At 56.6% G+C, this 23,566-nt stretch carries 20 protein-coding genes; 9 read left to right on the top strand and 11 right to left on the bottom strand.

The window, feature by feature from the left end:
• Positions 1–3 precede the first annotated feature (3 nt).
• Positions 4–573 carry a TetR/AcrR family transcriptional regulator gene (locus PFY00_RS02875; protein ID WP_271431003.1) on the top strand — a complete coding sequence of 190 codons (570 nt, stop codon included), beginning with the start codon at positions 4–6 and terminating at the stop codon, positions 571–573.
• Positions 574–589: 16 nt separating this feature from the next.
• Here PFY00_RS02875 and PFY00_RS02870 read toward each other — a convergent pair whose 3' ends face one another.
• The gene (locus PFY00_RS02870) at positions 590–1,867 is read right to left on the bottom strand and encodes a DUF2330 domain-containing protein (RefSeq protein ID WP_271431002.1); all 1,278 of its coding nucleotides are present in this window, start codon (positions 1,865–1,867) and stop codon (positions 590–592) included.
• Between the two features lie 271 nt (positions 1,868–2,138).
• Between PFY00_RS02870 and PFY00_RS02865 the strand changes: the two genes are divergently transcribed.
• Both PFY00_RS02865 and serA read left to right on the top strand, forming a co-directional pair.
• Positions 2,139–3,293, top strand: coding sequence for a phosphoserine transaminase (locus PFY00_RS02865; protein WP_271431001.1), 1,155 nt, complete (start codon positions 2,139–2,141; stop codon positions 3,291–3,293).
• A gap of 173 nt (positions 3,294–3,466) precedes the next feature.
• Entirely contained in the window at positions 3,467–5,062 is a 1,596-nt protein-coding gene (gene serA / locus PFY00_RS02860; protein ID WP_271431000.1) for a phosphoglycerate dehydrogenase, read from the top strand.
• Between the two features lie 47 nt (positions 5,063–5,109).
• Here the strand turns inward: serA and PFY00_RS02855 are convergent, their stop codons facing one another.
• The 4 genes from PFY00_RS02855 to PFY00_RS02840 all read right to left on the bottom strand — a co-directional run bounded on the left by PFY00_RS02855 (position 5,110) and on the right by PFY00_RS02840 (position 10,884).
• The gene (locus PFY00_RS02855; protein ID WP_271430999.1) at positions 5,110–6,858 is read right to left on the bottom strand and encodes a SulP family inorganic anion transporter; all 1,749 of its coding nucleotides are present in this window, start codon (positions 6,856–6,858) and stop codon (positions 5,110–5,112) included.
• Positions 6,859–6,994: 136 nt separating this feature from the next.
• Positions 6,995–8,005, bottom strand: coding sequence for a cytochrome d ubiquinol oxidase subunit II (locus tag PFY00_RS02850; RefSeq protein WP_271430998.1), 1,011 nt, complete (start codon positions 8,003–8,005; stop codon positions 6,995–6,997).
• A 5-nt stretch (positions 8,006–8,010) separates the two neighbouring features.
• Entirely contained in the window at positions 8,011–9,396 is a 1,386-nt protein-coding gene (locus PFY00_RS02845) for a cytochrome ubiquinol oxidase subunit I (RefSeq protein ID WP_271430997.1), read from the bottom strand.
• Positions 9,397–9,534: 138 nt separating this feature from the next.
• Complete coding sequence (locus tag PFY00_RS02840) at positions 9,535–10,884, bottom strand: aminotransferase class III-fold pyridoxal phosphate-dependent enzyme (RefSeq protein ID WP_271430996.1); 1,350 nt, start codon at positions 10,882–10,884, stop codon at positions 9,535–9,537.
• Positions 10,885–11,161: 277 nt separating this feature from the next.
• On the opposite strand from PFY00_RS02840, the gene PFY00_RS02835 reads away from it, so the two are divergent.
• The gene (locus PFY00_RS02835; protein WP_271430995.1) at positions 11,162–11,989 is read left to right on the top strand and encodes a bifunctional allantoicase/(S)-ureidoglycine aminohydrolase; all 828 of its coding nucleotides are present in this window, start codon (positions 11,162–11,164) and stop codon (positions 11,987–11,989) included.
• A 125-nt stretch (positions 11,990–12,114) separates the two neighbouring features.
• On the opposite strand, the gene PFY00_RS02830 is transcribed toward PFY00_RS02835, so the two are convergent.
• From PFY00_RS02830 to puuE, 3 genes are all read right to left on the bottom strand, one after another.
• A complete protein-coding gene (locus tag PFY00_RS02830; protein WP_271430994.1) occupies positions 12,115–13,527 on the bottom strand; it encodes a uracil-xanthine permease family protein in 1,413 nt (470 codons plus the stop codon).
• Between the two features lie 94 nt (positions 13,528–13,621).
• Positions 13,622–14,107, bottom strand: a complete 486-nt coding sequence (locus tag PFY00_RS02825) for an ureidoglycolate lyase (RefSeq protein ID WP_271430993.1) — start codon at positions 14,105–14,107, stop codon at positions 13,622–13,624.
• A complete protein-coding gene (gene puuE, locus PFY00_RS02820) occupies positions 14,104–15,516 on the bottom strand; it encodes an allantoinase PuuE (protein WP_271430992.1) in 1,413 nt (470 codons plus the stop codon). The genes PFY00_RS02825 and puuE overlap by 4 nt, the downstream gene beginning before the upstream one ends.
• 148 nt (positions 15,517–15,664) lie before the next feature.
• Here puuE and uraH point away from each other — a divergent pair, with 148 nt between their 5' ends.
• Complete coding sequence (gene uraH, locus PFY00_RS02815; RefSeq protein ID WP_271430991.1) at positions 15,665–16,021, top strand: hydroxyisourate hydrolase; 357 nt, start codon at positions 15,665–15,667, stop codon at positions 16,019–16,021.
• Here uraH and PFY00_RS02810 read toward each other — a convergent pair whose 3' ends face one another.
• Positions 16,022–17,362 (bottom strand): NAD(P)H-dependent oxidoreductase, encoded by a 1,341-nt coding sequence (locus tag PFY00_RS02810; protein ID WP_271430990.1) that lies wholly within the window; start codon positions 17,360–17,362, stop codon positions 16,022–16,024.
• 24 nt (positions 17,363–17,386) lie between these two features.
• Positions 17,387–18,298 (bottom strand): LysR family transcriptional regulator, encoded by a 912-nt coding sequence (locus tag PFY00_RS02805; RefSeq protein ID WP_271430989.1) that lies wholly within the window; start codon positions 18,296–18,298, stop codon positions 17,387–17,389.
• A gap of 100 nt (positions 18,299–18,398) precedes the next feature.
• On the opposite strand from PFY00_RS02805, the gene PFY00_RS02800 reads away from it, so the two are divergent.
• The 4 genes from PFY00_RS02800 to PFY00_RS02785 are packed head-to-tail and all read left to right on the top strand — an operon-like array spanning position 18,399 to position 22,269.
• Complete coding sequence (locus PFY00_RS02800; RefSeq protein WP_271430988.1) at positions 18,399–19,631, top strand: urate hydroxylase PuuD; 1,233 nt, start codon at positions 18,399–18,401, stop codon at positions 19,629–19,631.
• Positions 19,632–19,639: 8 nt separating this feature from the next.
• The gene (locus PFY00_RS02795; RefSeq protein ID WP_271430987.1) at positions 19,640–20,434 is read left to right on the top strand and encodes an aspartate dehydrogenase; all 795 of its coding nucleotides are present in this window, start codon (positions 19,640–19,642) and stop codon (positions 20,432–20,434) included.
• A 5-nt stretch (positions 20,435–20,439) separates the two neighbouring features.
• Positions 20,440–21,237: a phytanoyl-CoA dioxygenase family protein gene (locus PFY00_RS02790; RefSeq protein ID WP_271430986.1), complete on the top strand. Its 798-nt coding sequence runs from the start codon at positions 20,440–20,442 to the stop codon at positions 21,235–21,237.
• 15 nt (positions 21,238–21,252) lie between these two features.
• Complete coding sequence (locus PFY00_RS02785) at positions 21,253–22,269, top strand: GlxA family transcriptional regulator (protein WP_271430985.1); 1,017 nt, start codon at positions 21,253–21,255, stop codon at positions 22,267–22,269.
• 85 nt (positions 22,270–22,354) lie between these two features.
• Here PFY00_RS02785 and PFY00_RS02780 read toward each other — a convergent pair whose 3' ends face one another.
• Positions 22,355–23,557, bottom strand: a complete 1,203-nt coding sequence (locus tag PFY00_RS02780) for an aminopeptidase P family protein (protein WP_271431449.1) — start codon at positions 23,555–23,557, stop codon at positions 22,355–22,357.
• Positions 23,558–23,566 lie beyond the last annotated feature (9 nt).

Below are 23,566 nucleotides of genomic sequence, written 5' to 3'. Positions count from 1 at the left end.
ATCATGCCACGCGGGCTAGCCCACGATCACGCCGAGAAACGCGCCCGCATTCGAAGCGGCGCTGCGGCCTATTTCGCACGCCACGGATTTGATCGCGCGTCGATGACCGATGTTGCACAGGCCTGCGGAGTGTCCAAGGCGTTGCTGTATCACTATCACAGCAGCAAAGAAGCATTGCTGCATGACATTCTTGATGCCCATCTGTCGCATCTCGTGGACATAGCCCGTCGTGCCGCACCAAAAGGGCTTCGGGCACTGATAACCGCAGTCCTGATGGCCTACGAGGACGCCGACGCGGAACACAAGCTACAGCTTGAAGCCTTGCATTTGTTACCCAAAGACCTGCACGCCCCGCTGGTGGCCTTGCAGCGCGAACTGGTTGCACTGATGGCTGGTGCGGTCTTGGGTCAGCGCCCCGATCTTGACGCCGACCGGCAGCGTGCTGCAGCGATGTCCGTGTTCGGGATTCTCAATTGGGTTTACATGTGGCACCGCCCCGGCAAAGGCATGAGTCGCGCAGACTACGCCGCATTTGCCGGGGATTTCGTTGAAGGTGGATTGGCCAAGATCTAGCCATCCGTTCTGGCCTTTATTGATGGTAAGCGGCCTGAACCGTCTCATTGATACGGGCATTGATGGAACTCATCGGCCAGCCCGTCATCTTACGCAATTGCCGCGCTTCGCTTTGCAGTCTCTTTCGGGTCCGCAGAATATAGGCCTTGGCCGAAGCTTGATACTCTTCCTTGCCACCACAGTTCAGGTCCCCATCAAACGGATGCCACATGATGTAGCGACCCTGAAAATTGCGGCGGTTGTCGGTTGCGCGAAACTGGATGTCTTTTTTCATCTGCCCTTTTGAATACCGCGCGTGCAAACGCGTGACATAGATGTCCCGCACCAGCTCTTCTTTTCCGGTCAATCCGGTAACACCAAGTGCGCGCATCTCGCGGCCATTCAATGGATCAGCCGCACAGGGATCGCACCACCCCATATCCCAGCCATACTCAAGCAAGATGCCCCCGCGTCGGGGCAGTGCCTTATCGAGAACGCGTTTGTAAAACTCTCCAAAGCGTTCTTCGACAAAGAGCGGCACATCCACGTTTGTAGGGATTTCAGCGACCTTGTAGTTGACCGGCTCAACCCGACCTTTGCGTGACAGCATAAAGAACAGCGCATCCTGCGCACCGTCGCCATTCAGCTTGCCCAACTGGATCGGCAACATGAAATCGTCCGATCGAAACCGGATTTGCAGCGGCGGAAGTTCTTGGGTTTCACCTTTGGCATGGCGGGACAGGTTCACTCGGGCAACAAAGAACTTCATTCCCATCTTGATGTAGTCAGCCAGAACAGGCTCTGCCCCCTTTGGCAGCTTGTAACCCTCTTCGGTCAGAAAGGTGGTTAGCCCATCAGACTGTTCTGCCTTCAGAATGAGAATGTCATAGGCCCCAACAGCATATTTGGCAGCAATGGTGACGCCCTTGGCGCGGGCGCGCTGCGCTTGGGTTGGCTGCTGTTGTTTACGAAACAGGCGCGTGGTCGCAGCCTCTTCGACCACCACCTCCATATTGGGATCCCGACAAGGGGATGCATCATGGTATTCAACCAATCTTGGCGCGCTGAAGGCGTCCAGATGGGCGATGACTTCTTTGTCGACCGTTTTGATCTGCGGGCGTTTCAGGACAGTCGGCGTGGGAATCACCAGCGCGAAGTCACTGGGATTGCCGCGATAATCCGATGCCATGGTAATCACAGACAGATTGCCCTCGCGGAAATAGACGACCTTGGACGCTTGATTGAACAAGTCTCCATCAGCCTTCGCCACGTAAAACCCGCAAAAAGCAGCGGCGCTTTGCGCCCAAATACCCAAGAAAACTGCCAGAATTATCCGCATTTCAAACCCTCGAACCTAAACCTGTTAAAGACAGATGATACTGGAAAGCCGGCACCGGACAACAAATCAAAGCAGTTGCCACCTGCTCGGCAAAAAGTTTCCGATGCGCGGCGGGCGTCTCTCACTCATCGAAGAAACCGACCGTTTCAGGTGATTTTCCGACTTGCTGTCACAGGCAGCCTCTCATACACCCGTCGGCGGGACACCCCTCCCCAACGAGGGGCGCTTATCTGGAAGGGTAGCATTGATGGCTATGACCAAACCCGGCACGCGGCCGGCCAATCCGCGTTTTTCTTCTGGCCCTTGCGCCAAACCCCCTGTCTTTGAATTGACTCAGCTTGCGGATGCGCCTTTGGGCCGCTCGCACCGTGCTGCCGTCGGCAAAGCCAAACTCAAGGCCGCAATCGAAGGCACACGCGAAGTGCTGGGCATCCCTGCCGATTACCGGATCGGGATTGTACCTGCATCGGACACCGGCGCAGTTGAGATGGCAATGTGGTCCATGCTCGGCGCGCGCAAAGCAACCATGGTTGCATGGGAAAGCTTTGGATCTGGTTGGGTGACTGACGTGGTCAAGCAACTCAAAATCGATGCCGATGTGAAAACCGCTGACTATGGCGAGATCGTCGACATGGCCGCCGTAGATTACGACACGGATGTCGTCTTTACCTGGAATGGCACGACATCTGGCGTTCGGATGGCCAATGGCGATGCAATCCCGGCAGATCGCGATGGTCTGACGATTTGCGACGCGACATCTGCGGCCTTCGCGCAGGACCTGCCCTGGGACAAGCTGGATGTGACCACCTTCTCTTGGCAGAAGGTGCTGGGCGGCGAAGCGGCCCACGGTATGCTGATCCTGTCGCCCCGCGCCGTAGAACGGCTAGAGAGCTATACCCCCGCATGGCCTCTGCCCAAGATTTTCCGCCTGACCAAAGGTGGCAAGCTGATCGAAGGTATCTTTGAAGGTGCCACAATCAATACGCCCTCCATGCTTGCCGTTGAGGATTACCTGATCGCTCTCGACTGGGCGCGCTCGGTTGGCGGACTGAATGGCTTGATGGCCCGCGCAAATGCGAGCGCCGAAGCAGTCTGGAATTTCTGTGCTGTGAACGACTGGATCGACAATCTGGCGTCCGACCCAGCCACGCGCTCGAACACGTCGGTTTGCCTGAAGTTCACAGACGACCGCATCAAGGACGGAGCTGCATTTGCAAAAGCCGTCGCCAAACGGCTTGAGGCCGAAGGCGTCGCGCTCGATATCGGTGCCTATCGTGACGCCCCTGCAGGTCTTCGCATCTGGTGTGGCGGAACCGTTGAAACCGCCGATATCGAAGCGATGTTGCCTTGGCTTGATTGGGCATTCCACGCCGAGATCGAAGCACTGGCCGAAGCCGCCTGAAGGTTTGTCGCGCGCTCGCGCGCGCTTTGATCCTCAATCAACTCGCAAGGTGCGTCACGCTGCGCGCCTTGCCCCCAAAACCAGCAATGAACCTGCGCACTCAGCGCTCGTATGAAATGTGCATGGGCCGGACATGTGCCGCCTCTATGCCCAGCAATTTAAGGACCAAGACAATGGCTCCCAAGGTACTCATCTCTGACAAGCTTTCCGAAGCGGCTGTCCAGATTTTCCGCGATCGCGGCATTGACGTGGACTTCATGCCCGACCTCGGCAAGGACAAGGACAAACTTGCCGAAGTGATCGGTCAATATGATGGGCTCGCGATCCGTTCGGCGACCAAGGTCACGCCTAAGATTCTGGAAAACGCAGACAATCTCAAGGTGATTGGCCGTGCCGGCATCGGTACAGACAACATCGACAAGGAAGCGGCCTCCCAAAAGGGTGTGATCGTAATGAACACGCCCTTCGGCAACATGATCACCACGGCCGAACACGCCATCGCCATGATGTTTGCCGTTGCCCGTCAAATCCCGGAAGCATCAGAATCCACCCATGCCGGCAAGTGGGAGAAATCCAAGTTCATGGGCGTGGAGCTGACTGGCAAGACGCTCGGCGTTATTGGCGCTGGCAACATCGGTGGAATCGTCTGTGACCGCGCCCGCGGGCTCAAGATGAAGGTCATCGCCTTCGACCCGTTCCTGTCTGAAGAAAAAGCCGACAAGATGCAGGTCGAGAAAGTCGAACTGGACGAACTGCTCAAGCGCGCTGATTTCATCACCTTGCATGTTCCCGCAACCGATCAGACCCGTGGGATGCTGAACCGGGAAGCCTTGGAAAAAACCAAGAAAGGCGTCCGCATCATCAACTGTGCGCGTGGTGGATTGGTTGACGAAGAAGCACTGGCCGATCTGCTGAAGTCGGGTCACGTTGCCGGTGCTGCCTTTGACGTGTTCTCTGAAGAGCCTGCCAAGGAAAACCCGCTGTTCAATTTGCCGAACGTTGTCTGCACGCCGCACCTCGGCGCGGCAACAACCGAGGCACAGGAAAACGTAGCCCTGCAGGTGGCCGAACAAATGGCCGACTACCTGCTGACCGGTGCCGTGCAGAACGCGCTCAATATGCCTTCGGTCACCGCCGAAGAAGCCAAGGTTATGGGCCCGTGGATCAAGCTGACAGATCACCTTGGCAGCTTTATCGGGCAGATGACTGATGAGCCGATCAAGGCCATCAACATTCTCTACGACGGTATTGCAGCAGAGATGAACCTTGAGGCCCTGAATTGTTCGTTGATCGCCGGGATCATGAAGTCGGTTAATCCTGACGTGAACATGGTCTCCGCCCCTCTGATCGCCAAGGATCGCGGCATCAAGATCAGCACCACGAACCAAGCCAAATCCGGTGCGTTTGAGGGCTATGTCAAAGTGACGGTTGTCACCGACGGACGCGAACGTTCAATTGCGGGCACCGTGTTCAGCGATGGCAAACCCCGGTTCATCCAGATCAAGGGCATCAACATCGATGCCGAAGTTGGACGCCACATGGTCTACACGACAAACGAAGACGTCCCGGGCATCATTGGCGCGCTGGGCCAGACCATGGGCAAACACGGCGTCAACATCGCGAATTTTACGCTTGGCCGGAAAGCCGCACAGGACGAAGCCATCGCCCTGCTTTACGTGGATGAGCCTATTCCTGCAGATGCAATCGCCGATCTGACCGCAACCGGATTGTTCCAGCAGATCAAATCGCTTTCGTTCGAAGTCGCCTGATTTCGGAAACACTGAAACGAAAACGGCGCCCAAAGGGGCGCCGTTTTTTATTGGGCCGCCACACCGGTCGGGGTGTCTTTGCCACGGCGGCGCAGCCACTCCCACGCCTCGTATTGCGACAGGAAAATCTGCCCAGTCATATCTGCTAGAAAATGCGTGCGGTTCAGCCGGTCCATGACCGGGCCTTTGACCTCGGACAGATGCATCGTGATCCCCATATCACGCAGCCGATGGTTCAACTCTTCCAGAGTTTCCAACGCGCTCATGTCGACCTCGTTCACGGCTGCAAAATGCAGAACCAGATGCTCTATGGTCTTGTCATTGGTAACCCGTTCCAGAATGTGATCCTCAAGAAAACGGGCATTGGCAAAATATAGGCTTTCGTCAATGCGTAGCGTCACAGCATGGGGCAGGGTTTCAACCTTATGGCGCAGGATATTCCGGAAATGCTGCGTACCGGGAACCAATCCCTCTTCGGCGATATGTGGGCGGGACGTTTTGTATAAATGCAGCGCGATGGACAGGATCACCCCTGCCGAAACGCCAACCTCGACCCCCATGCCCAGCGTCAGACCAATGGTTGCAAAAACGGCGGCGAAATCGACAAACGAATAGCGCCATGCCTTTTTTAGAATGGACAGATCAACCAGCGACAAAACAGCAACGATGATGGTCGCAGCCAAAGTGGCCTTGGGCAGGAAATACAGCAACGGAGTAAGCAAAACTGCGGCGAGCAGAATGCCGATCGCGGTGTAGGCGCCTGCTGCCGGCGTCTCGGCCCCAGCATCGAAATTGACGACCGACCGCGCAAAACCACCAGTCACCGGATAGCCGCCCGAAACCGCCGCGGCGACGTTTGAAGCCCCCAACCCGATCAGCTCCTGATCCGGCGCGATTCGCTGACGCTTCTTGGCCGCCAACGTTTGGGCCACCGACACTGACTCCACAAAGCCAATAACGGAGATCAGCAGAGCCGACAAAAACAACTGGTTCCAAAGAGCGGGCGAAAAACTGGGCGCTGACAGAGGCGGCAGGCCTGACGGAACCGCACCGACGATGGCTACGCCCCGCGCTTCAAGCCCAAAAAGCCAAACTGCCAATGTCGTCATGACGACCGCCGCGACCGGGCCTGCTTTGGTCAACACATCCGCCATGCGCGGCTTTAGCCCCATGGACAACAGCGCGGGCTTTAGTCCCTTTCGAACCCAAAACAGGAACGCCAGCGCGCCACCGCCAATGATCAGAGTTGCCAAATTCGTTTCCGGAAGATGTGCGATCAGGCTTTGCCCCAGCTCGATCAGGGTATGCCCATGGGCAGGGATACCCAGTATATGCCGCAACTGCGACGCCGCGATCAGCAAACCTGACGCGGTTATGAAACCGGCAATCACCGGGTGACTCAAGAAATTGGCCAGGAAACCCAAGCGCAACAAACCCATGCCAAGCAGGATCACACCCGAGATGAAGGCCAGCGTCACAGCGGCCAAGGCGATCTGAGCCGGATCTGTGAGCCCCAGGCTGCCAATGGCAGCGGCTGTCATCAAGGACACAACCGCGACAGGGCCGACCGCCAGCGTCCGTGAGCTGCCGAATATCGCATAGGCGAAAAGAGGCAGGATGGACGCATAGAGCCCCATTTCAGCTGGCAGCCCTGCCAGCAAAGCATAGGCCAAACTTTGGGGGATCAACATGATCGTAACGATCACAGCCGCGACCAGATCTGATGCAGCGGTGTCGCGCGAGTAGGCAGAGCCCCAAGTCAAAATGGGGAAGTATCTGGCAAGTGTCTTGGGCATGGCTCTGTCCTTTCTAGGCGATGAACGCCGGTTCGACAGAGTCTATATATTCGTATTTTAGAATTTGTTAAGGCATAAAATTCAAACTTTGGAATGTTTTCGCGTCACGCCCCAAGAACTGGGCGTGACGTATTCGTCACTCATAGCTCAAGGCCGTGGCTTTGCCGCGGAACACCGTATAGGCCAAGGCCGTATATCCAAGGATCATGGGCAGCACGAACAAGGTTCCGATCAGGATAATGAACAGGCTTTCCGGCGCGCTCGCTGCTTCGTAAATGGTCAGCTGTTCCGGGACCACATAAGGATAAAAACTGTAGGCCATCCCAAAGAATCCCAGCACGAATACTGAAATGGTCGCCACAAATGGGAACCAAGCCCAGCTGTCATTCTTGGTTGGCAAATGGCGCAAGGCGTACCACAGCAGCGCGACGATCAACCCTGAGAACAGAGGCAAAGGCGCGAGCAGGAAAATTTCGGGCACAGAGAACCATTTGTCAAAGATCCGGTCACTCACGAATGGCGATGTGATCGAAACCGCACCAAGCCCCAGAACAACCCCCCAGATGCCACCCTTGGCCCACTTCACGGCCTTGAGCTGAAGCGCGCCTTCTGTTTTCAGAATCAACCATGTGGCCCCGATAAAGCTGTAGGCGACCGTCAGAAAAACAGCCGTAATGGCCGCGAAAGCCTGTGTGAACAGGGTCACTTCGAGACCCATAATGTACATTCCAAGCATATAGCCTTGGGTCAGCGAAGTAATGAGTGAGCCTATCCAAAAGCTCTTGTCCCAAAGCGGCTTCCATTTGTCCGGCGCTTTGACCCGGAATTCAAAAGCAACGCCGCGCAAGATCAATCCCATCAACATCAATGTCACAGGCAGATACAGCGCGGTCAGGATCGTGCCATGCGCGGTAGGGAAGGCCACCAACAGGATACCGATAGCCAGAACAAGCCAGGTTTCATTTGCATCCCAAAAAGGGCCGATAGAAGCGACCATGCGATCTTGCTCTGCCTTTTCCGCAAGAGGGAACAGCACACCCACGCCAAGGTCAAAACCGTCCAGCACCACGTAGATCAGGATACTGAGGCCCATCAAAGCCGCAAACGTCAGGGGTAGCCACTGGGCCGGATCACCAAAAAGTTCCATGTCATTTACTCCGCTGCAACGGCGTTTGCGGTTGCTTGTCCGGCCGAAGGACGCACCGACACCGGTTCACCCTTGGCTGCCTTGCCTGCCAAATAGAAAATCACGCTGATATAGGCGCCCAACAGCACCGCATAGATCGTCAGGTATGCAAACAACGTCGAGGCCACCATCGGCGCGGGCACATCTGCAATCGCCTGCTTGGTGGTCATGACCCCCTGAACCAGCCACGGCTGGCGGCCGATTTCGGTGGTGTACCAACCCGCGAGCGTCGCAAGCCAACCCGAGAAAGCCATCGGCACCAGTGCGATCAACATCATTTTGGGTATCCCTTCCACGCCGGCACGGCGGCGGCGCATCAGAACCACCCCAGCCCAGCTGAAAAACAGCATGGCAACCCCTGTGCCGATCATGATCCGGAAACTGAAGAACACGGGCGCAACGGGCGGGTGCTGCACTGTGCCGTCTTCGGCGACAAAGTCGTTCAGGCCCGGCACGATACCTTCGGCTTTGTGCTTGAGGATCAGCGAAGCGCCATTGGGAATGCCAATCTCAAAACGGTTTTCCCGCGCCTCTTCGTCAGGGATGGCAAACAGCACAAGCGGCACGTTGCTGCGCGTTTCCCAGTTTCCCTCCATCGCTGCAACCTTTTGGGGCTGATGCTCCAAGGTATTAAGGCCGTGCATGTCTCCGGCAAGGATTTGCAACGGGATCAGCAAAGCCCCCAAGGTCAGGCCAAAACGCAGCGTAGTTCGCACCTCTTCAGAGCGGTCCCGCATCAGCCAGCGGAAGGCCGAAATGCCTGCAATCAGAAAGGCCACGGTCAGGCCAGAGGCCAAAAGCATATGCACCAGACGATAGGGCATGGACGGGTTGAAGATGATCGCAAACCAATCCGTTGCATGGGCCACGCCATCGCGCATTTCAAAACCTGCCGGCGTGTGCATCCAGCTGTTCAACACGAGGATCCAGAAGGCCGACATGGTCGTGCCAAAAGCCACGAGGAATGTCGCCAGGGTATGCAACCAGCCCGGCACCTTGGAAAAGCCAAAGAGCATGATGCCAAGGAAGACCGCTTCAAGGAAAAACGCGGTCATCACCTCATAGGCCAGCAAGGGGCCGGCGATATTGCCGACAGTTTCCATAAAGCCCGGCCAGTTGGTACCGAATTGGAACGACATGGTGATGCCGGACACAACCCCCATGGCAAAGGACAGGGCGAAAACCTTGATCCAGAACCGGTAGGCGTTCATCCATTTTTCGTCCCCCGTTGCGCCAAAACGAAGCTTGAAGAACAAAAGAACCCAGCCCAGCGCGATGGTGATCGTCGGGAACAGGATGTGGAACGAAATATTGGCACCGAATTGGATGCGCGACAGGATCAGCGTGTCCATGGACCTACCTTTGTGGCGTTGTGTTTCACCGCAAAATATAGGTTTTGGATTTCGCTTTTCTGCCGCCTGCGACAGGAACCCGCAGTTCGGCGCTCACAGGAGCGCGCTGTCGGTCAATCCTGACGCATCACCCGAAATTCATGCCGCAGCAAAGCCAGCATCCAGCGCAGCCAGAATGGTATCGACCTCTGCTTCACTTATAGTCAGTGGCGGCGACATGAGGATATTGTGCATGCCCAACCGAACCATCGCTCCGGCCTCATAGGCTGTCTGATGAATCCGCTTCATCGTCTCAGCATCCATCGGAGTTTTGCTGGCCTTGTCAGACACGATCTCAATGCCGGTCATCAACCCATGCCCACCACGCACGTCGCCGATGATGTCATGTTTCTGTGCCAGCGCCTGAACCCCTTCAAAGAGCTGTGTGCCGCGCGGTCCGGCGTTGGCGCATGTGTCCAGCCTGAGCGTTTCCTCAAGACAGGCAATCACAGCAGCAGCACCGACGGGATGCGCGCTGTAAGTGTATCCGTGATATATGCCGCCATCCGCGCCAGAGGTCTCGAACACTTCGGCGACCTTGCCAGACATCAACGCGGCACCCACCGGGAAATAGCCCGAGGTGATACCTTTGGCCGTGCTCATCATATCAGGCTGCACGCCCCAATGCCGCGCACCAGACCAATCCCCTGTACGGCCAAAGCCCGTGATCACCTCATCGGAGATCATCAAGATCCCGTGCCGATCGCAGATGTCGCGCATAAGCGGCATAAATGTTTCATGCGGCACGATCACACCACCCGCCCCTTGGATCGGCTCCATGATAAACGCGGCTATGGTTGACGGATCCTGAAAGGCAATCTCATCTTCCATGCTCTGCGCAATCAGCTGGGCAAGCTTGGCCGGATCCGTTTCGTGAAACGGGTTACGGTAGGTGTAAGGAGACGGGATATGGAAACAGCCCGGCATCAGCGGTTCATAGTTGATGCGGAACCGGTTGTTTCCGTTTACCGATGCGCCACCAAAATGAGTGCCGTGGTACCCTTTTTTCAGGCTAAGGAACTTGGTGCGTGTCGGTTCGCCGCGCAGTCGGTGATATTGCCGTGCAAGGCGCAGGCAGGTTTCGACGGAATCCGAACCACCAGAAGTAAAGAAAACGCGCTCCATACCATCTTCGGCAAAGAACGCCTGCACGGCATAAGCCGCTTCGATCGCTGCTGGGTTCGTGCTCCCGGCGAACGCCGAATAGTAGGGCAAATCGACCATCTGTGCAGAAACTGCCTCTTTGATGCGATCGTTCGAATACCCGAGATTGACGCACCACAGACCCCCAACCGCATCCACCACGGAATGTCCGTCAATGTCTGTAATCTTTACGCCATGCGCCTTGGTTATGATTTTCGGCGGATGTTCCTGGGACTCGCGCGGGTGACCCATGGGATGCCAAAGCTGACGGGCGTTGTTTTCCTTCAGAAAGTTCTCGTCTTTCATCACGCGACTCCGATGTAAATTTGATCAAATGCTGTCAGACAGGCGTGGGCCTGTCCAGCCTCGATCGCAGCATTCCTCAAAGGTTGGTGGCCCGGATCGCCAGCTTATTCATGGCGATGGTCACAGCGCGAAAGCCTGCAAACACGCCGCGTGTCCTTTCGAAGCGTGGCGAATTGTCAAAATACTCCGAAAAGAGTTGTTGTCCCATTGCAGGTGGTTTGTGATGTCACGGGCAAATAGATTCAAACTCAACGCCCCGTTTCCAGCTGGAGCATTCATGAACAATTCATACTTCGCGCCTCACGGCGGCCACCCGGACCAAACGCAGCTGCTGACAGATCGCGCGATCTTTACCGATGCCTATGCGGTCATCCCCAAAGGCACGATGCGCGACATCACAACCAGCTTTCTTCCCTTCTGGGAATCAACACGGCTTTGGGTGATCTCTCGCCCTCTCAGCGGGTTTGCCGAAACCTTTTCGCAATACATCATGGAAGTCTCTCCGGGTGGCGGATCTGACAGGCCAGAAACGGACCCCGACGCCGAGGGCGTACTGTTTGTCGTCGACGGAACCGCAACCTTGGTTGCCGACGGTGAAACTCACAGTTTGACCCCCGGTGGATATGCCTATCTGCCACCATCCTGCCCTTGGACCCTGCGCAACACCTCCGGTGAACCACTGCGCTTTCACTGGATTCGCAAAGCTTACGTTCCTGTGGAAGGCCTCGACAAACCGGATGTTCTGATTTTAAACGAAAACGATATCGCACCGACAGAGATGCCGGGTACCGACGGCAAGTGGGCAACAACCCGTTTCGTAGACCCAGCCGACATGCGGCATGACATGCACGTCACGGTCGTCACCTTTGAACCCGGAGCCGTTATTCCATTTCTGGAAACCCACGTTATGGAACACGGGCTGTACGTGCTTGAGGGCAAAGCGGTGTACCGGCTGAACAACGACTGGGTCGAAGTCGAAGCAGGCGACTACATGTGGCTGCGCGCCTTCTGCCCACAAGCCTGCTATGCGGGTGGGCCCGGCAAGTTCCGTTACCTTCTCTACAAGGATGTGAACCGCCACATGCCGTTGCGTTTGGGCGGGTGATCGTTCGCAAGGACGCGCCAATCCAGACCGGCACGATTGATACAAAGACCAGAAACTGAAAAGCGGCCCGCCAAAACGGGCCGCTTTGTCTTTCATACCAAAGGTTTACACCTTGGTATCCGGCTTTAGCCAGACAGGCTGCCGTCACCCTTGCCGGACAAACCGCCTGAGACCTCTTCAGTCGCTTCGCCAGACAGCTCCTGCGGCAGAACCAGATTCAGCACGATTGCGATCAATGCTGCTGGCAGGATGCCGGATGTGGCCAATACCTTGAGCGTGCTTGGCAAGTGCTGAAGCGCGCCCGGCTCAAGCTGCAAACCGAGGCCGAGAGACAAGGCAATCGCAAAGATTACCATGTTGCGGCGGTTCCAGTTTACGTCGGACAGCATCGAGACACCCGCTGCAACCACCATGCCAAACATCACGATGACACCGCCACCCAGAACTTCGATCGGGATAGAGGAAATGATAGCGCCGATCTTGGGGATCAGGCCGCACACAATCAGGAACACAGCCCCGATCGTAACAACCATGCGGCTCATCACACCTGTCATGGCGATCAAGCCGACATTCTGGCTGAAGGACGTGTTCGGCAATGCTCCGAAGAAACCCGAGATCGCGGTGCCCAGACCGTCTGCATAGGTCGCGCCCTGAATCTCTTTGTCGGTCGCTTCGCGGCCTGCGCCACCTTTGGTGATACCAGACACATCGCCCACAGTTTCAACAGCCGAGACAAAAGACATCAGACAAAAGCCAATGATAGCCGCCACTGAGAATTCCATGCCAAAGTGCAGAGGGTTGGGCAGTGCAAAAGAGGCAGCACGACCAACGTTTCCGAGGTTCACTTCACCCATCAGATAGGCAAACACATAGCCGACGAGCAGGCCGATCAACACCGCTGAAACGGAGAGCATCCCACGGGCAAAGAACTTCAGGCCCAGAGTAACCAGAATTACCACGCCCGCCATGCTCCAGTTAATCAGCGATCCATACTCTGGCTTGCCAATCGCTGGCACACCGCCGGCGGCATATTGAATGCCCACTTTGACCAAGGCCAAACCGATCATTGTAACGACAAGACCCGTAACCAAAGGCGGCAAGGCAAACCGAAGCTTCCCTATGAACAGGCCCAGAAACGCGTGGAACAATCCACCCACCACGATACCGCCCATCAGCACCGCAATGGCATCAACGCCCTTTCCGGCCACCAAAGGGATCATGATCGGAATGAACGCAAAGCTGGTGCCCTGAACGATGGGCAAACGCGCGCCAACCGGACCGATTCCAATGGATTGGAACAGCGTCGCGATGCCAGCAAAGAACATGGACATCTGGATCATGTAGATCATTTGCGGAAAATCAGGGCTGTTAGAGCCGAAACCGAAACCCGCCGCGCCGCAAACGATGATTGCAGGCGTGACGTTAGACACAAACATTGCCAGCACGTGCTGAATTCCCAGCGGTACCGCCTTTGCAATTGGTGGTGTGTAGTCTGGATCGCGGAGCTGCTCCGGCGTTCCGATGGATGTGTCAGTCATGGTGTTTGTCCCTCCCTGATGCGCCATGCCCTTTGGGGTCTTCGGCGGCTTGATTTTGCCAGCACCAGTCCACTGGACCTGATGCTGGCCTTGGCTAATCGTCTATGTAGATGTCCTCTTGGAACCAGTGCTCCTGCAGGTTCGGCCCTTCGCCAATCCGGTCGACAACGGCAAACAGGCCGGGCGCGGCCAGCGGCGTCAGGACACCGTGCCACGTCCCGCGGTGAAAATTGATGCCTTGTCCAGGCTGCGTGCGGAATGCGATCGGCTGGCCCGGCGTGCCATCCTCATCAGGCGCGACCACTACAAGAAACGGCTCTTGGCTCATGGGTAGAAAGGCCTGACTGCCATCCGGATGCCGTTCAACAAGATCAAGCTTCAGCGGAAGATCCCGCGGCTTTGCATTGAATAGGCTGATCCCGGCGCGGCCATCGTTAAAATCGAGAACGGCACGGTCATGATACCGACCACACATTCCCTGATTGATGATCTTGTCCGGGTCTCCACTGACGTCCAGCACATCGCCAAACGGGGCAAAACCCTCGGCGGTCAAAGGCTGTATTTTTATACGCGCGCTCATGCGTCAAACTTCTCGATGAGACGCAGTTCCGCAATCCGTTCAACCTGCCTACATGCTTCTGCAAATTCCGTCTGCCGGTCACTGTCGATCCGGCGATGGAACGCCTCGAGTATGCTGGATTTGGTGTTGTCCTTCACTGCGATGATAAATGGAAACCCGAACTTGGATGTGTAGGTCTCGTTGAGCTGGGTAAAGGTCGTGCGTTCCTCGTCGGTCAGCAGATCCAGTCCAGCCCCCGCCTGTTCGGCTGTAGATTCTGCCGTCAACCGACCGGCCGCAGCCAATTTACCCGCCAAATCCGGGTGCGCGTTCAGAACGCCAAGACGTTTTTCCTCACTTGCTGTACGGAAAACACGGGCCAGCGCGTTGTGGACACCGGCCGCGTTATCATGCGTTGGTCCAAGCTCCAGTGCATAGGCGCCTTCGGCAATCCAAGGGCTGTGTTCGAAAATGCCCCCAAAGGCATCGACAAAGGCCTGCTTATCCATGTCAGAGGGGCGCAGAGCCTGCGACGGTGGGTGCGTTTCGGCCCAGTGGTCCGCAATCTGTTCCCGAGTGGCAAACCAGACGCCGTCGTGCCCTGCCATGTGCTCGATCGCGCGTTTGAGCGCCATCGCACGGCCCGGACGACCTGCCAAACGGCAATGTAGCCCAATTGATAGCATCTTGGGCGCGCCCGCCTGCCCCTCGGCATAGAGCAGATCAAAGCTGTCCTTAAGATAGCTTTCGAACTGATCGCCGTTGGTGAACCCGGCCTGAATCGCAAAACGCATATCGTTGCAATCCATGGTGTAGGGAACGATTAACTGATACTTGCCCCCTGCTTGCATCCAATAGGGCAGATCGTCCGAGTAGCTGTCCGCAATATAGGCAAAATCGCCCTCTTGGGCTGCCAGCTCAATTGTGTTCATCGAACAGCGGCCCGTGTACCAGCCACGTGGCGGCGCACCGACGACTTCTGTATGCAGACGGATTGCTTCCTGGATCTGGGCCCGCTCTTCTTCGGGGTCCATGTCCTTGTGCTCGATCCACTTCAAGCCATGACTGGCGATCTCCCATCCGGCCTGCTTCATCGCCGCCAGTTGTTGTGGCGCGCGTGCCAAAGCGGTGGCAACGCCGTAGACTGTGATTGGCAGGTCTTTCAGCATTTCATGCAGCCGCCAGAATCCGGCACGGCTGCCGTATTCGTAGATCGTCTCCATGTTCCAATGCCGTTGCCCCGGCCACGGAGCAGCCCCGGTAATTTCTGACAGAAAAGCCTCTGACGCGGCGTCGCCATGCAGAACATTGTTCTCGCCACCCTCTTCGTAATTGAGAACGATCTGAACGGCGATTTTTGCACCATTGGGCCATCGTGCGTCTGGCACAGAACGACCATAGCCTGTCATGTCGCGGGGATAACGTTTCACGTGCGAGATCCTTTTATTGGGTCAATGCTTAAACCAGATAATCTTCTTTGTTTTTCAAAAAAAACTAAAAGGAGCCTTCTGGCACAGCCTCTTTGTGTCTTTGTGTATTAATGTCCTAGATACACGCAGAGCGACAGGAGATGCTGAAATGACGGGCTATCTGACAACACATGTTCTGGACACCGCGCGTGGCTGTCCTGCACAGGGCATCAAAATTGCGCTTTACCGGGTGTCCGGAAATTCGCATCGCAAGATTGCTGAAACCGTCACGAACAGCGATGGGCGTACGGATGCCCCAATTCTTCCCGCCGATCAGTTCAAGACTGGCACCTATGAGCTGATCTTCTTTGCGGGCGAATACCTGCGCGAGACAGGTCAGGCCAATGGTGAAATCCTGTTCCTTGATCAGGTACCCATTCGCTTTGGCATGTCAGACGCTGACGCGCATTATCATGTGCCATTGCTGCTGTCGCCCTACGGCATGAGCACCTACCGCGGCAGCTGACTAGACACTCAGCATGGCCTCTGCGCTGCGTCGCAACTGATAGGCAGTCAGCGAAGTATCAACTTCGACATCCTCATATGTCAGTGGCTGGTCAGCCTTGACAGGACGCAAGACCTTTACCCCACCAGCGAGCCCGAGTGGCAGCAGGCCAGCGGGCACCGAGATTGCGCTTGGACGCAACTGGCCCGCGACAGTATAGCCGCCTTCGCCATCCAGCATTTCGCCTGGAACCAAATCCCGCTTGGCAACGGCGATAACGTCTGCACGGAAACTGTCTGCCGTCCCGGTGGATTCACCCCGCAAGCCGACATTCGCAACGGACATCCCCAGTTCCAGACCAATCAAATGCCAGCGCTTGTAGGCACACATGTAAATGCCACTGTCGTCGGTTCGAACCTTGTATTCCTCAAGGCAGTGCTTCTGATAGTCGGTGACCGCTTTGACACAGACGAACACCCCCATCCGAATGTCATAGCCGATCTGATCACCGTCCGCGTCCAGACAGTTTTGCACTTCCACCATACCATGGCCTTCCAGAACGCCCCCTTCTTGGACGGGTCGCATCTGGTTCGGCAAATCGTCGATAGAGCCTGATGGAAAGAGCAGCCCTTCGCTTGGCGCATCCAGTCCACAGGCATTGGCAATGGCGGCGGACTCGATGGCGGGTTTGGTCCCATCCAGAAACGAATTGAACATCTTTGGATTCAGCCGCCCGCGCTCGGCCTGCTCTGGTGTCAGACCCCAGTGATCCCAAACTGTCTCAGGGGTGGAAAAGCGGTATTCCGGTTTCCATTTATGCCCACGGCCCGCGGCGGCGACTTCAAAACCGCAGGTGCGCGCCCAATCAACCAGTTCGCAAACCAATGCTGGTTGATCGCCGTAGGCCATCGAGTAGACGACACCATGTTCGCGGGCCTTCTGCGCCAGCGCTGCGCCACACAGGGCATCAGCCTCGACCGTGGCGCTGACAACAGGCTTACCGTTACGAAAGGCCGCCATCACATGGTCTACAGCCACAATCGGATTGCCCGTGCATTCGACAACCAGATCCACGACCGGCGCACCGATCAGCAAGTTGGCATCGTCGACCACATAGGTCTGACCGGATTGGATCGCGGCATTCAGGGAACTGGCGCTGTACTGCTCATCCGGCCAACCAGCCAAGGCAAGGTTGGACTTGGCCACCTGAACATTCAGATCGGCGATCCCGACAACATGCACACCGGGCAGACGCAGTGCCTGAGCAAGAAACATGGTGCCAAATTTTCCGGCACCGATCACGGCGACGCGGATTGGCCTTTGGTCTTCCTGCCTCTTTTGAAGCTGGCGGAATAGGCTCATGTCTCGATCTCCCTTCGTGCGGTTTCACCCCTGAATCGCGACTGCCTTTTCGATCCGGTCGATGACAAATTCCATAAAAAGACGAGTCTTGGGATCCTGCATGCGGCGGTGTGTGAAAAGGCAGGCCATTTGGATGGGTTCGGGCGGCGTTTGTTCGGCCACCGGCACCAGACGGCCAGCGCTGAGGTGATCGGCGATCTCGAAAACAGGCTTCATCGCGACACCCTGCCCCGCCAGCGCCCAATCCGTCAAAACATCCCCGTCATCAGATTCGTAGTGGCCCGAGACACGGAACCGTTTGGGGCCGTCAGGGGTCGTGAGCAGCCACTGGAATTCTGTTGCCCCAGGAAACCGCAAGTTCAGGCATTCATGCTTTTGGGCGATCAGATCAGCGCCGTCACGGGGCATGCCACGCCGCGCGATGTAGTCTGGCGACGCACACAAAACCCGCTGTACATCTGCAATTTTCCGGATGCGCAGATTGCTGTCTTCTGGCTTACCAAGAAAGAACGCCAGATCCAGCCCCTCGGTCGTCAAATCGACCTTTCTGTCGGTCAGACGCAATCGAACCGCAATATCCGGATAGAGCGCCCGAAACGCCGGCACCTGCGGCGCGATCAACCGACGCCCGACACCCAACGGGGCCGCAACGAATAACGAGCCGCGCAGGTTCTCAGTGATGTTGACGATCTGCGCTTCGGCGCTTTCGACCGCCTCAAGGATATCAGTTGCCCCACGATAGAACGATTGCCCTTGCTCTGTCGGCGTCAGACTGCGGGTGGTGCGTTGGAACAATCGGACACCCAGATGCTCTTCCAGCTGTGATATCCGCGAAGACGTGACGGCCGGTGAGATGCGCAAATCTCGACCGGCTGCAGACATACTGCCCAATTCATAGACACGAACAAACGTGCGGATATTATCGAGATAGGACATTATTCGGTTTTTTTTGATGCTGCTTGATCTTTACAAGCAATACTAGAACAAACCTCACGCGCATAGTGTGCATCAGCATTCAAATTTTGGGAGACCCGCCATGTACGATCTGGCCATCTTGTGGGAATGGATCGCCTTTTCCGTTCGCTGGTTGCACGTCGTCACTGCGATGGCTTGGATCGGCGCATCGTTTTACTTCATTGCTCTGGACCTGATGCTAAAGCCAAACGATGCGCTACCCGAAGGCGCGCACGGCGAAGAATGGGAAGTGCACGGCGGCGGTTTTTATCACACCGTCAAATACATGGTCGCACCGGCCCGTATGCCCGAGCATCTGACCTGGCATAAATGGCAAAGCTACAGCACTTGGCTTTCCGGCGCGGCGCTTTTGATGATCATCTATTGGGTCGGGGGCGAGCTTTATCTGATCGACCCGACCAAAGCAGATCTCGCGCTGTGGCAGGGCATTTTGATCTCTGGCGGATCACTGACCATCGGTTGGCTGCTCTATGATGCCATGTGCAAATCATCGCTGAGCGATCACCCGACGATCCTGATGCTTTTGCTCTTCGTGATCCTTGTCATCATGTCTTGGGGCTACAACCAGATCTTTACGGGTCGCGCAGCACTGCTGCATCTGGGCGCGTTCACGGCAACAATCATGACGGCAAACGTGTTTTTCCAGATCATGCCAAACCAGCGCATTGTGGTGGCAGACCTCAAAGCAGGCCGGACCCCAGACGCGAAGTACGGGAAAATCGCCAAGGTGCGTTCGACCCACAACAACTATCTGACATTGCCTGTCGTATTTCTGATGTTGTCGAACCACTATCCGCTGGCCTTTGCGACGCAACATGCGTGGATCATCGCCAGTTTGATTTTCCTAACCGGCGTCACGATCAGGCATTACTTCAACACGATGCACAAAACGGGATCCGGTCCACATTGGACATGGGGCGTGACGGTTCTGCTGATGCTGGTGATCGCCTGGCTTTCGACCGCTTCTGGCACAGAGGATTATGATCAGGCCGCAGCGCGTGAGCTGACACCCTACGAACAGACCTATGCGTCAGCCGCAGGCTTTCAGGATGCCTATGACACGGTTGTCGGCAATTGCTCTATGTGCCACGCACGTGAACCTGTCTGGGGCAACATGCACTGGGCGCCCAAAGGGGTCTATCTGGAAACCCCCGGTGATGTGGCCCGCCACGCCGAGCAGATCTATCTGCAAGCGGGACTCAGTCACGCGATGCCACCACCAAACGCAATTCAGATGGACGATGAAGCGCGGCAGTATATCGTAGCATGGGTTCGTGAAGCCCGGAAAAAATAGGCGCGCAAATGCACATCGGATTGATCGGATTTGGCAGCATAGGCCGAGAACTGCACAAACGACTCGCGGAAGATCCAATCAACACTGTTACGGCCCTGACGCGTTCTCCAATACCTGAAGCGCCGCGAGGGCTTGCTCAGGTCCAATCATTGGATGCTTTGCTTGCAGCCCAGCCGGATGTGGTCGTTGAATGCGCAGGCCATTCCGCTGTTCAGACCTATGCAGTTGACGTCCTTCAATCCGGCACCGCACTCATGCTGGCTTCACAGGGTGCTCTTGCCGACCAAGAATTGTTGTCAGCTTTGCAGTCAGCGGCAGACAACGCTGGCACACAGTTGATTTTTCCGTCCGGTGCAATCGGTGGGTTGGATCTGCTCCGCGCCTGCTCGGCGGATGGCCCTGTAGATGTGATGTATCAGGGGATCAAACCGCCCAAGGCCTGGGCAGGATCGCGCGCAGAAGAATCCGTCTCATTGAACGACCTGCGTCAGCCCCATGTCTTCTTTCAGGGAACAGGCCGGGAAGCGACGCTGGCATTTCCCAAAAACGCGAATGTTGTAGCCGCTTTGGCCTTGGCCGGGGCAGGATTTGATAGGCTACAAGTGGAACTGATCGCCGATCCCGAGGCGACGGGCAACACGCATCGCTACAGCGTCACATCGCCAGTCTGCAAATTCGAAATCAACATAGAAAACGCGCCAAGCGCCGGGAATGCCCGAACCTCTATGACCACCGTTCTGAGCATCCTGATGGACATCCGCGCCTTTGCCGCGCAATGCTCAAAACGACGTGACTCGGAGTAATCACCATGACCCATCCTTTGCTGACGCAGCAGCATATCGACGACTATCAGCGCGATGGCGTTGTTTTGGTCAAAGGGCTGTTTCGCGACCATGTGGAACAACTGCGTGACGGAGTCGCCCGCAACATGGAGGCACCCGGCCCCTATGCCGCGGAAAACCTGAAAGAAGGCGAAGCCGGTCGTTTTTTTGATGACTACTGCAATTGGGAGCGCATTCCAGAATTCGCCGAGGTCATTCAGAACTCACCCGCAGCCGATGTGGCGGGTGATCTGATGGGCAGCAAACGGGTGCAGATGTTTCACGACCATGTGCTTGTCAAAGAACCCGGCACATCCAAACCGACGCCTTGGCATCAGGATGGGCCTTACTACTTCGTTGAAGGTCAGCACACGATCAGTTTCTGGTCGCCACTCGATCCCGTGGACAGCGCCTCGCTGCGCTGCGTGGTTGGCTCTCACAAATGGGACAGACCTGTTCTTCCTACCCGCTGGTTGGCCGAGACAAGTTTCTACCCGGATGAGGATGCGTATCGCCCCGTGCCTGACCCGGACGCGGAAGGCATGGAGGTTCGGGAATGGACGATGGAGCCCGGCGATGCCGTTGCTTTCAATTTCATGACACTGCACGGCGCTCGTGGAAATGAAACCAGCGCGCGCCGCAGGGCATTCTCACTTCGGCTGGTCGGTGAAGATGCGCGCTATGTCGAGCGTCCTGGCCCCACGTCGCCTCCTTTTCCGGGCCATGACATGACAGCCGGCCAACATCTACGGGAAGACTGGTTCCCTGTTTTGCGGCACGGTTAGGCCCGGTCAGCTGCCATGACCAAGCAACCCAAGCCAAAGCCTGTCATACCTGACGGTGCATTCAGCTTCCCTGTGAAAAACCCGCGCGATACGCGCTGGTTCAGCTTCTTGTTGCTCGACGGCTTTACCTTGCTGGCATTCAGTTCGGCACTTGATCCACTGCGCATCGCGAACCAACTGTCCCGCAAGGCACTCTATGGCTGGCAAGTCGTCTCCGAAGATGGCCAGTCGGTGCCGTCCTCTTCTGGTTTGTCGATGGAAGTGCACGGCGCGTTGTCAGAGGTTGAACGCACCGCCCATCTTTTTGTCTGTTCTGGCAATGCAGGCCTTGAAGCAGCCAGCGATTCCACGATTGCAGAGCTTCGCAAACGGGCGCGGTTCGGCGGGCGTTATGGCGGCATTTGTACAGGGGCGGCCAGTTTGGCCCGGGCTGGTCTGCTCGAAGGGAAAAGGTTCACGCTCCACTGGGAAAACCAGCCCGGCTTCGCCGAAGCGTTCCCCATGCTCGAACCCACCCGCAAACGGTTTGAAGAAGATGGCGATCTGCTGACCTGTGGCGGCGGGTCGGCCGCTACGGAAATGATGCTGGGAATTATTGCCCGCGACTACGGTACGGACTTTGCCGTGTTGGTCGCCGACATGTGCTTGAACGATCCTGATCTGAAAGGGCGTCGGGAACAAAGGTCATCAATTGCGACGGCTGTGGATTCAAGAAATCCTAAACTGCTTTTGGTGATCCAGGGGATGTACGCCAACATCGAAGACCCGCTGACGCTGGATGATCTCGCGAAGAATGCCGGGTTTTCGCGACGCCAGATGGAGCGTCAGTTTCAATCCATGATGGGCGAGCCGCCAGCCACGGTCTATCGCAACATCCGGCTAGAGCGCGGACGCGCCCTTCTGGTGGAAACCGATATGACCGTAATGGAAGTGGCAACAGCGGCTGGCTTCAATTCCACCGATTTGTTCAGCAGGCATTTCAAGGCCCGCTACGGCGAAACCCCTTATGGAACCAAGGGGCGTCGCCGCTGATTTCTGGCCAGGTCTACCCATCCAGTTAGGCGCCGCCGTACCCGTTAACGCCCAGTCGGCTTTCAGGTACGGCGGACCGGCTGATTTAGCCGACGACGTTGTGTTCAGGACCATAGGGGAAGCCGGTGATATTCTCATTGCCGTCTTCAGTAATGAACAGAATGTCATGTTCGCGGTAGCCACCTGCTCCGGCTTGGCCTTCCGGAATGGTCAGCATCGGCTCCATCGAGATGACCATCCCCGACTCCAGCACCGTGTCGATGTCTTCACGCAGTTCCAACCCTGCTTCACGCCCGTAGTAATGGCTCAGCACACCAAACGAATGACCATAGCCAAAGGTGCGGTACTGAAGCAGATCACGCTCAGCAAAGAAGTCGTTGATCTTGTGCGTGACCTCGGCGCAGGACACGCCGGGCTTCAGAAGGCTCATGCCGTATTCGTGGGCAGCGACGTTTGCTTCCCAGACCGCCAGCGATGCGTCATCAACCGTCTCGACGAAAAGCGTGCGTTCGAGGGCTGTATAGTAGCCCGAAATCATCGGGAAAGTGTTCAGGCTGAGGATGTCACCGCGCTGCAATGCCCGCGCCGTCACCGGGTTATGGGCACCATCCGTGTTGATCCCTGATTGAAACCAAACCCATGTGTCACGGTATTCCGCATCGGGAAACCGCCGTGCAATTTCCAGCTCCATTGCATCACGCCCAGCCATTGCCACGTCGATCTCGCGCGCGCCTGCCTTGATGGCATCTCGGATCGCATAGCCGCCAACGTCAGCTGTCGCCGCACCTGCGCGGATCAGTTCGAGTTCTGCGGGCGATTTGTGGAACCGCTGTGTCATCGTGGCCGGAGCAATATCGATCTTGTTTGCCGGTTTCAGGAAATCATCCAGCAAAGCCATCTGTGCGATGGACAGATGGTCACCCTCAAAACCGATTGTCTTGCCCTGTCCTGTGACAGAAAGAATGGCGCGCCAGTAGTTGTTCCGCTGCCAATCCGTGTAGGTGATGTTGTCGCCGTAGCACCGCCGCCAAGGCTGGGCCGCATCAATGCCTGCACTGAACGTGACCGTGTCTGTCGGCGTCACGACCTGCGCATAGGGCCGACCAAAGGCACAGTACAGAAAGCCCGAGTAGTAGGACACGTTGTGCATCGATGTCAGCACACAAGCGTCGATCCCTTGTTCGGCCATGATCGCCCGAAGTCCTTTCAGGCGGGCTTCGTATTCTGCATCGGCAAAAGGCAGTGTCTTTTCGCCTTGGTGAAACCGATAGAAATCAGGGCGCTGCAGTGCGTTTGG

Source organism: Thalassococcus lentus, from assembly GCF_028023555.1.
Taxonomy (GTDB): domain Bacteria; phylum Pseudomonadota; class Alphaproteobacteria; order Rhodobacterales; family Rhodobacteraceae; genus Thalassococcus_A; species Thalassococcus_A lentus.
The sequence above is the reverse complement of the archived record's forward strand: the minus strand, read 5'-3'. Positions and strand labels throughout refer to the sequence as shown.

Bases quoted from the DNA above. Each gene is read 5' to 3' on its own strand.
- PFY00_RS02875 (WP_271431003.1), top strand. From the start codon at position 4: ATGCCACGCGGGCTAGCCCACGATCACGCCGAGAAACGCGCCCGCATT.
- PFY00_RS02865 (WP_271431001.1), top strand. From the start codon at position 2,139: ATGGCTATGACCAAACCCGGCACGCGGCCGGCCAATCCGCGTTTTTCT.
- serA (WP_271431000.1), top strand. From the start codon at position 3,467: ATGGCTCCCAAGGTACTCATCTCTGACAAGCTTTCCGAAGCGGCTGTC.
- PFY00_RS02855 (WP_271430999.1), bottom strand. From the start codon at position 6,858: ATGCCCAAGACACTTGCCAGATACTTCCCCATTTTGACTTGGGGCTCT.
- PFY00_RS02850 (WP_271430998.1), bottom strand. From the start codon at position 8,005: ATGGAACTTTTTGGTGATCCGGCCCAGTGGCTACCCCTGACGTTTGCG.
- PFY00_RS02845 (WP_271430997.1), bottom strand. From the start codon at position 9,396: ATGGACACGCTGATCCTGTCGCGCATCCAATTCGGTGCCAATATTTCG.
- PFY00_RS02840 (WP_271430996.1), bottom strand. From the start codon at position 10,884: ATGAAAGACGAGAACTTTCTGAAGGAAAACAACGCCCGTCAGCTTTGG.
- PFY00_RS02835 (WP_271430995.1), top strand. From the start codon at position 11,162: ATGAACAATTCATACTTCGCGCCTCACGGCGGCCACCCGGACCAAACG.
- PFY00_RS02830 (WP_271430994.1), bottom strand. From the start codon at position 13,527: ATGACTGACACATCCATCGGAACGCCGGAGCAGCTCCGCGATCCAGAC.
- PFY00_RS02825 (WP_271430993.1), bottom strand. From the start codon at position 14,107: ATGAGCGCGCGTATAAAAATACAGCCTTTGACCGCCGAGGGTTTTGCC.
- uraH (WP_271430991.1), top strand. From the start codon at position 15,665: ATGACGGGCTATCTGACAACACATGTTCTGGACACCGCGCGTGGCTGT.
- PFY00_RS02810 (WP_271430990.1), bottom strand. From the start codon at position 17,362: ATGAGCCTATTCCGCCAGCTTCAAAAGAGGCAGGAAGACCAAAGGCCA.
- PFY00_RS02805 (WP_271430989.1), bottom strand. From the start codon at position 18,298: ATGTCCTATCTCGATAATATCCGCACGTTTGTTCGTGTCTATGAATTG.
- PFY00_RS02800 (WP_271430988.1), top strand. From the start codon at position 18,399: ATGTACGATCTGGCCATCTTGTGGGAATGGATCGCCTTTTCCGTTCGC.
- PFY00_RS02795 (WP_271430987.1), top strand. From the start codon at position 19,640: ATGCACATCGGATTGATCGGATTTGGCAGCATAGGCCGAGAACTGCAC.
- PFY00_RS02790 (WP_271430986.1), top strand. From the start codon at position 20,440: ATGACCCATCCTTTGCTGACGCAGCAGCATATCGACGACTATCAGCGC.
- PFY00_RS02785 (WP_271430985.1), top strand. From the start codon at position 21,253: ATGACCAAGCAACCCAAGCCAAAGCCTGTCATACCTGACGGTGCATTC.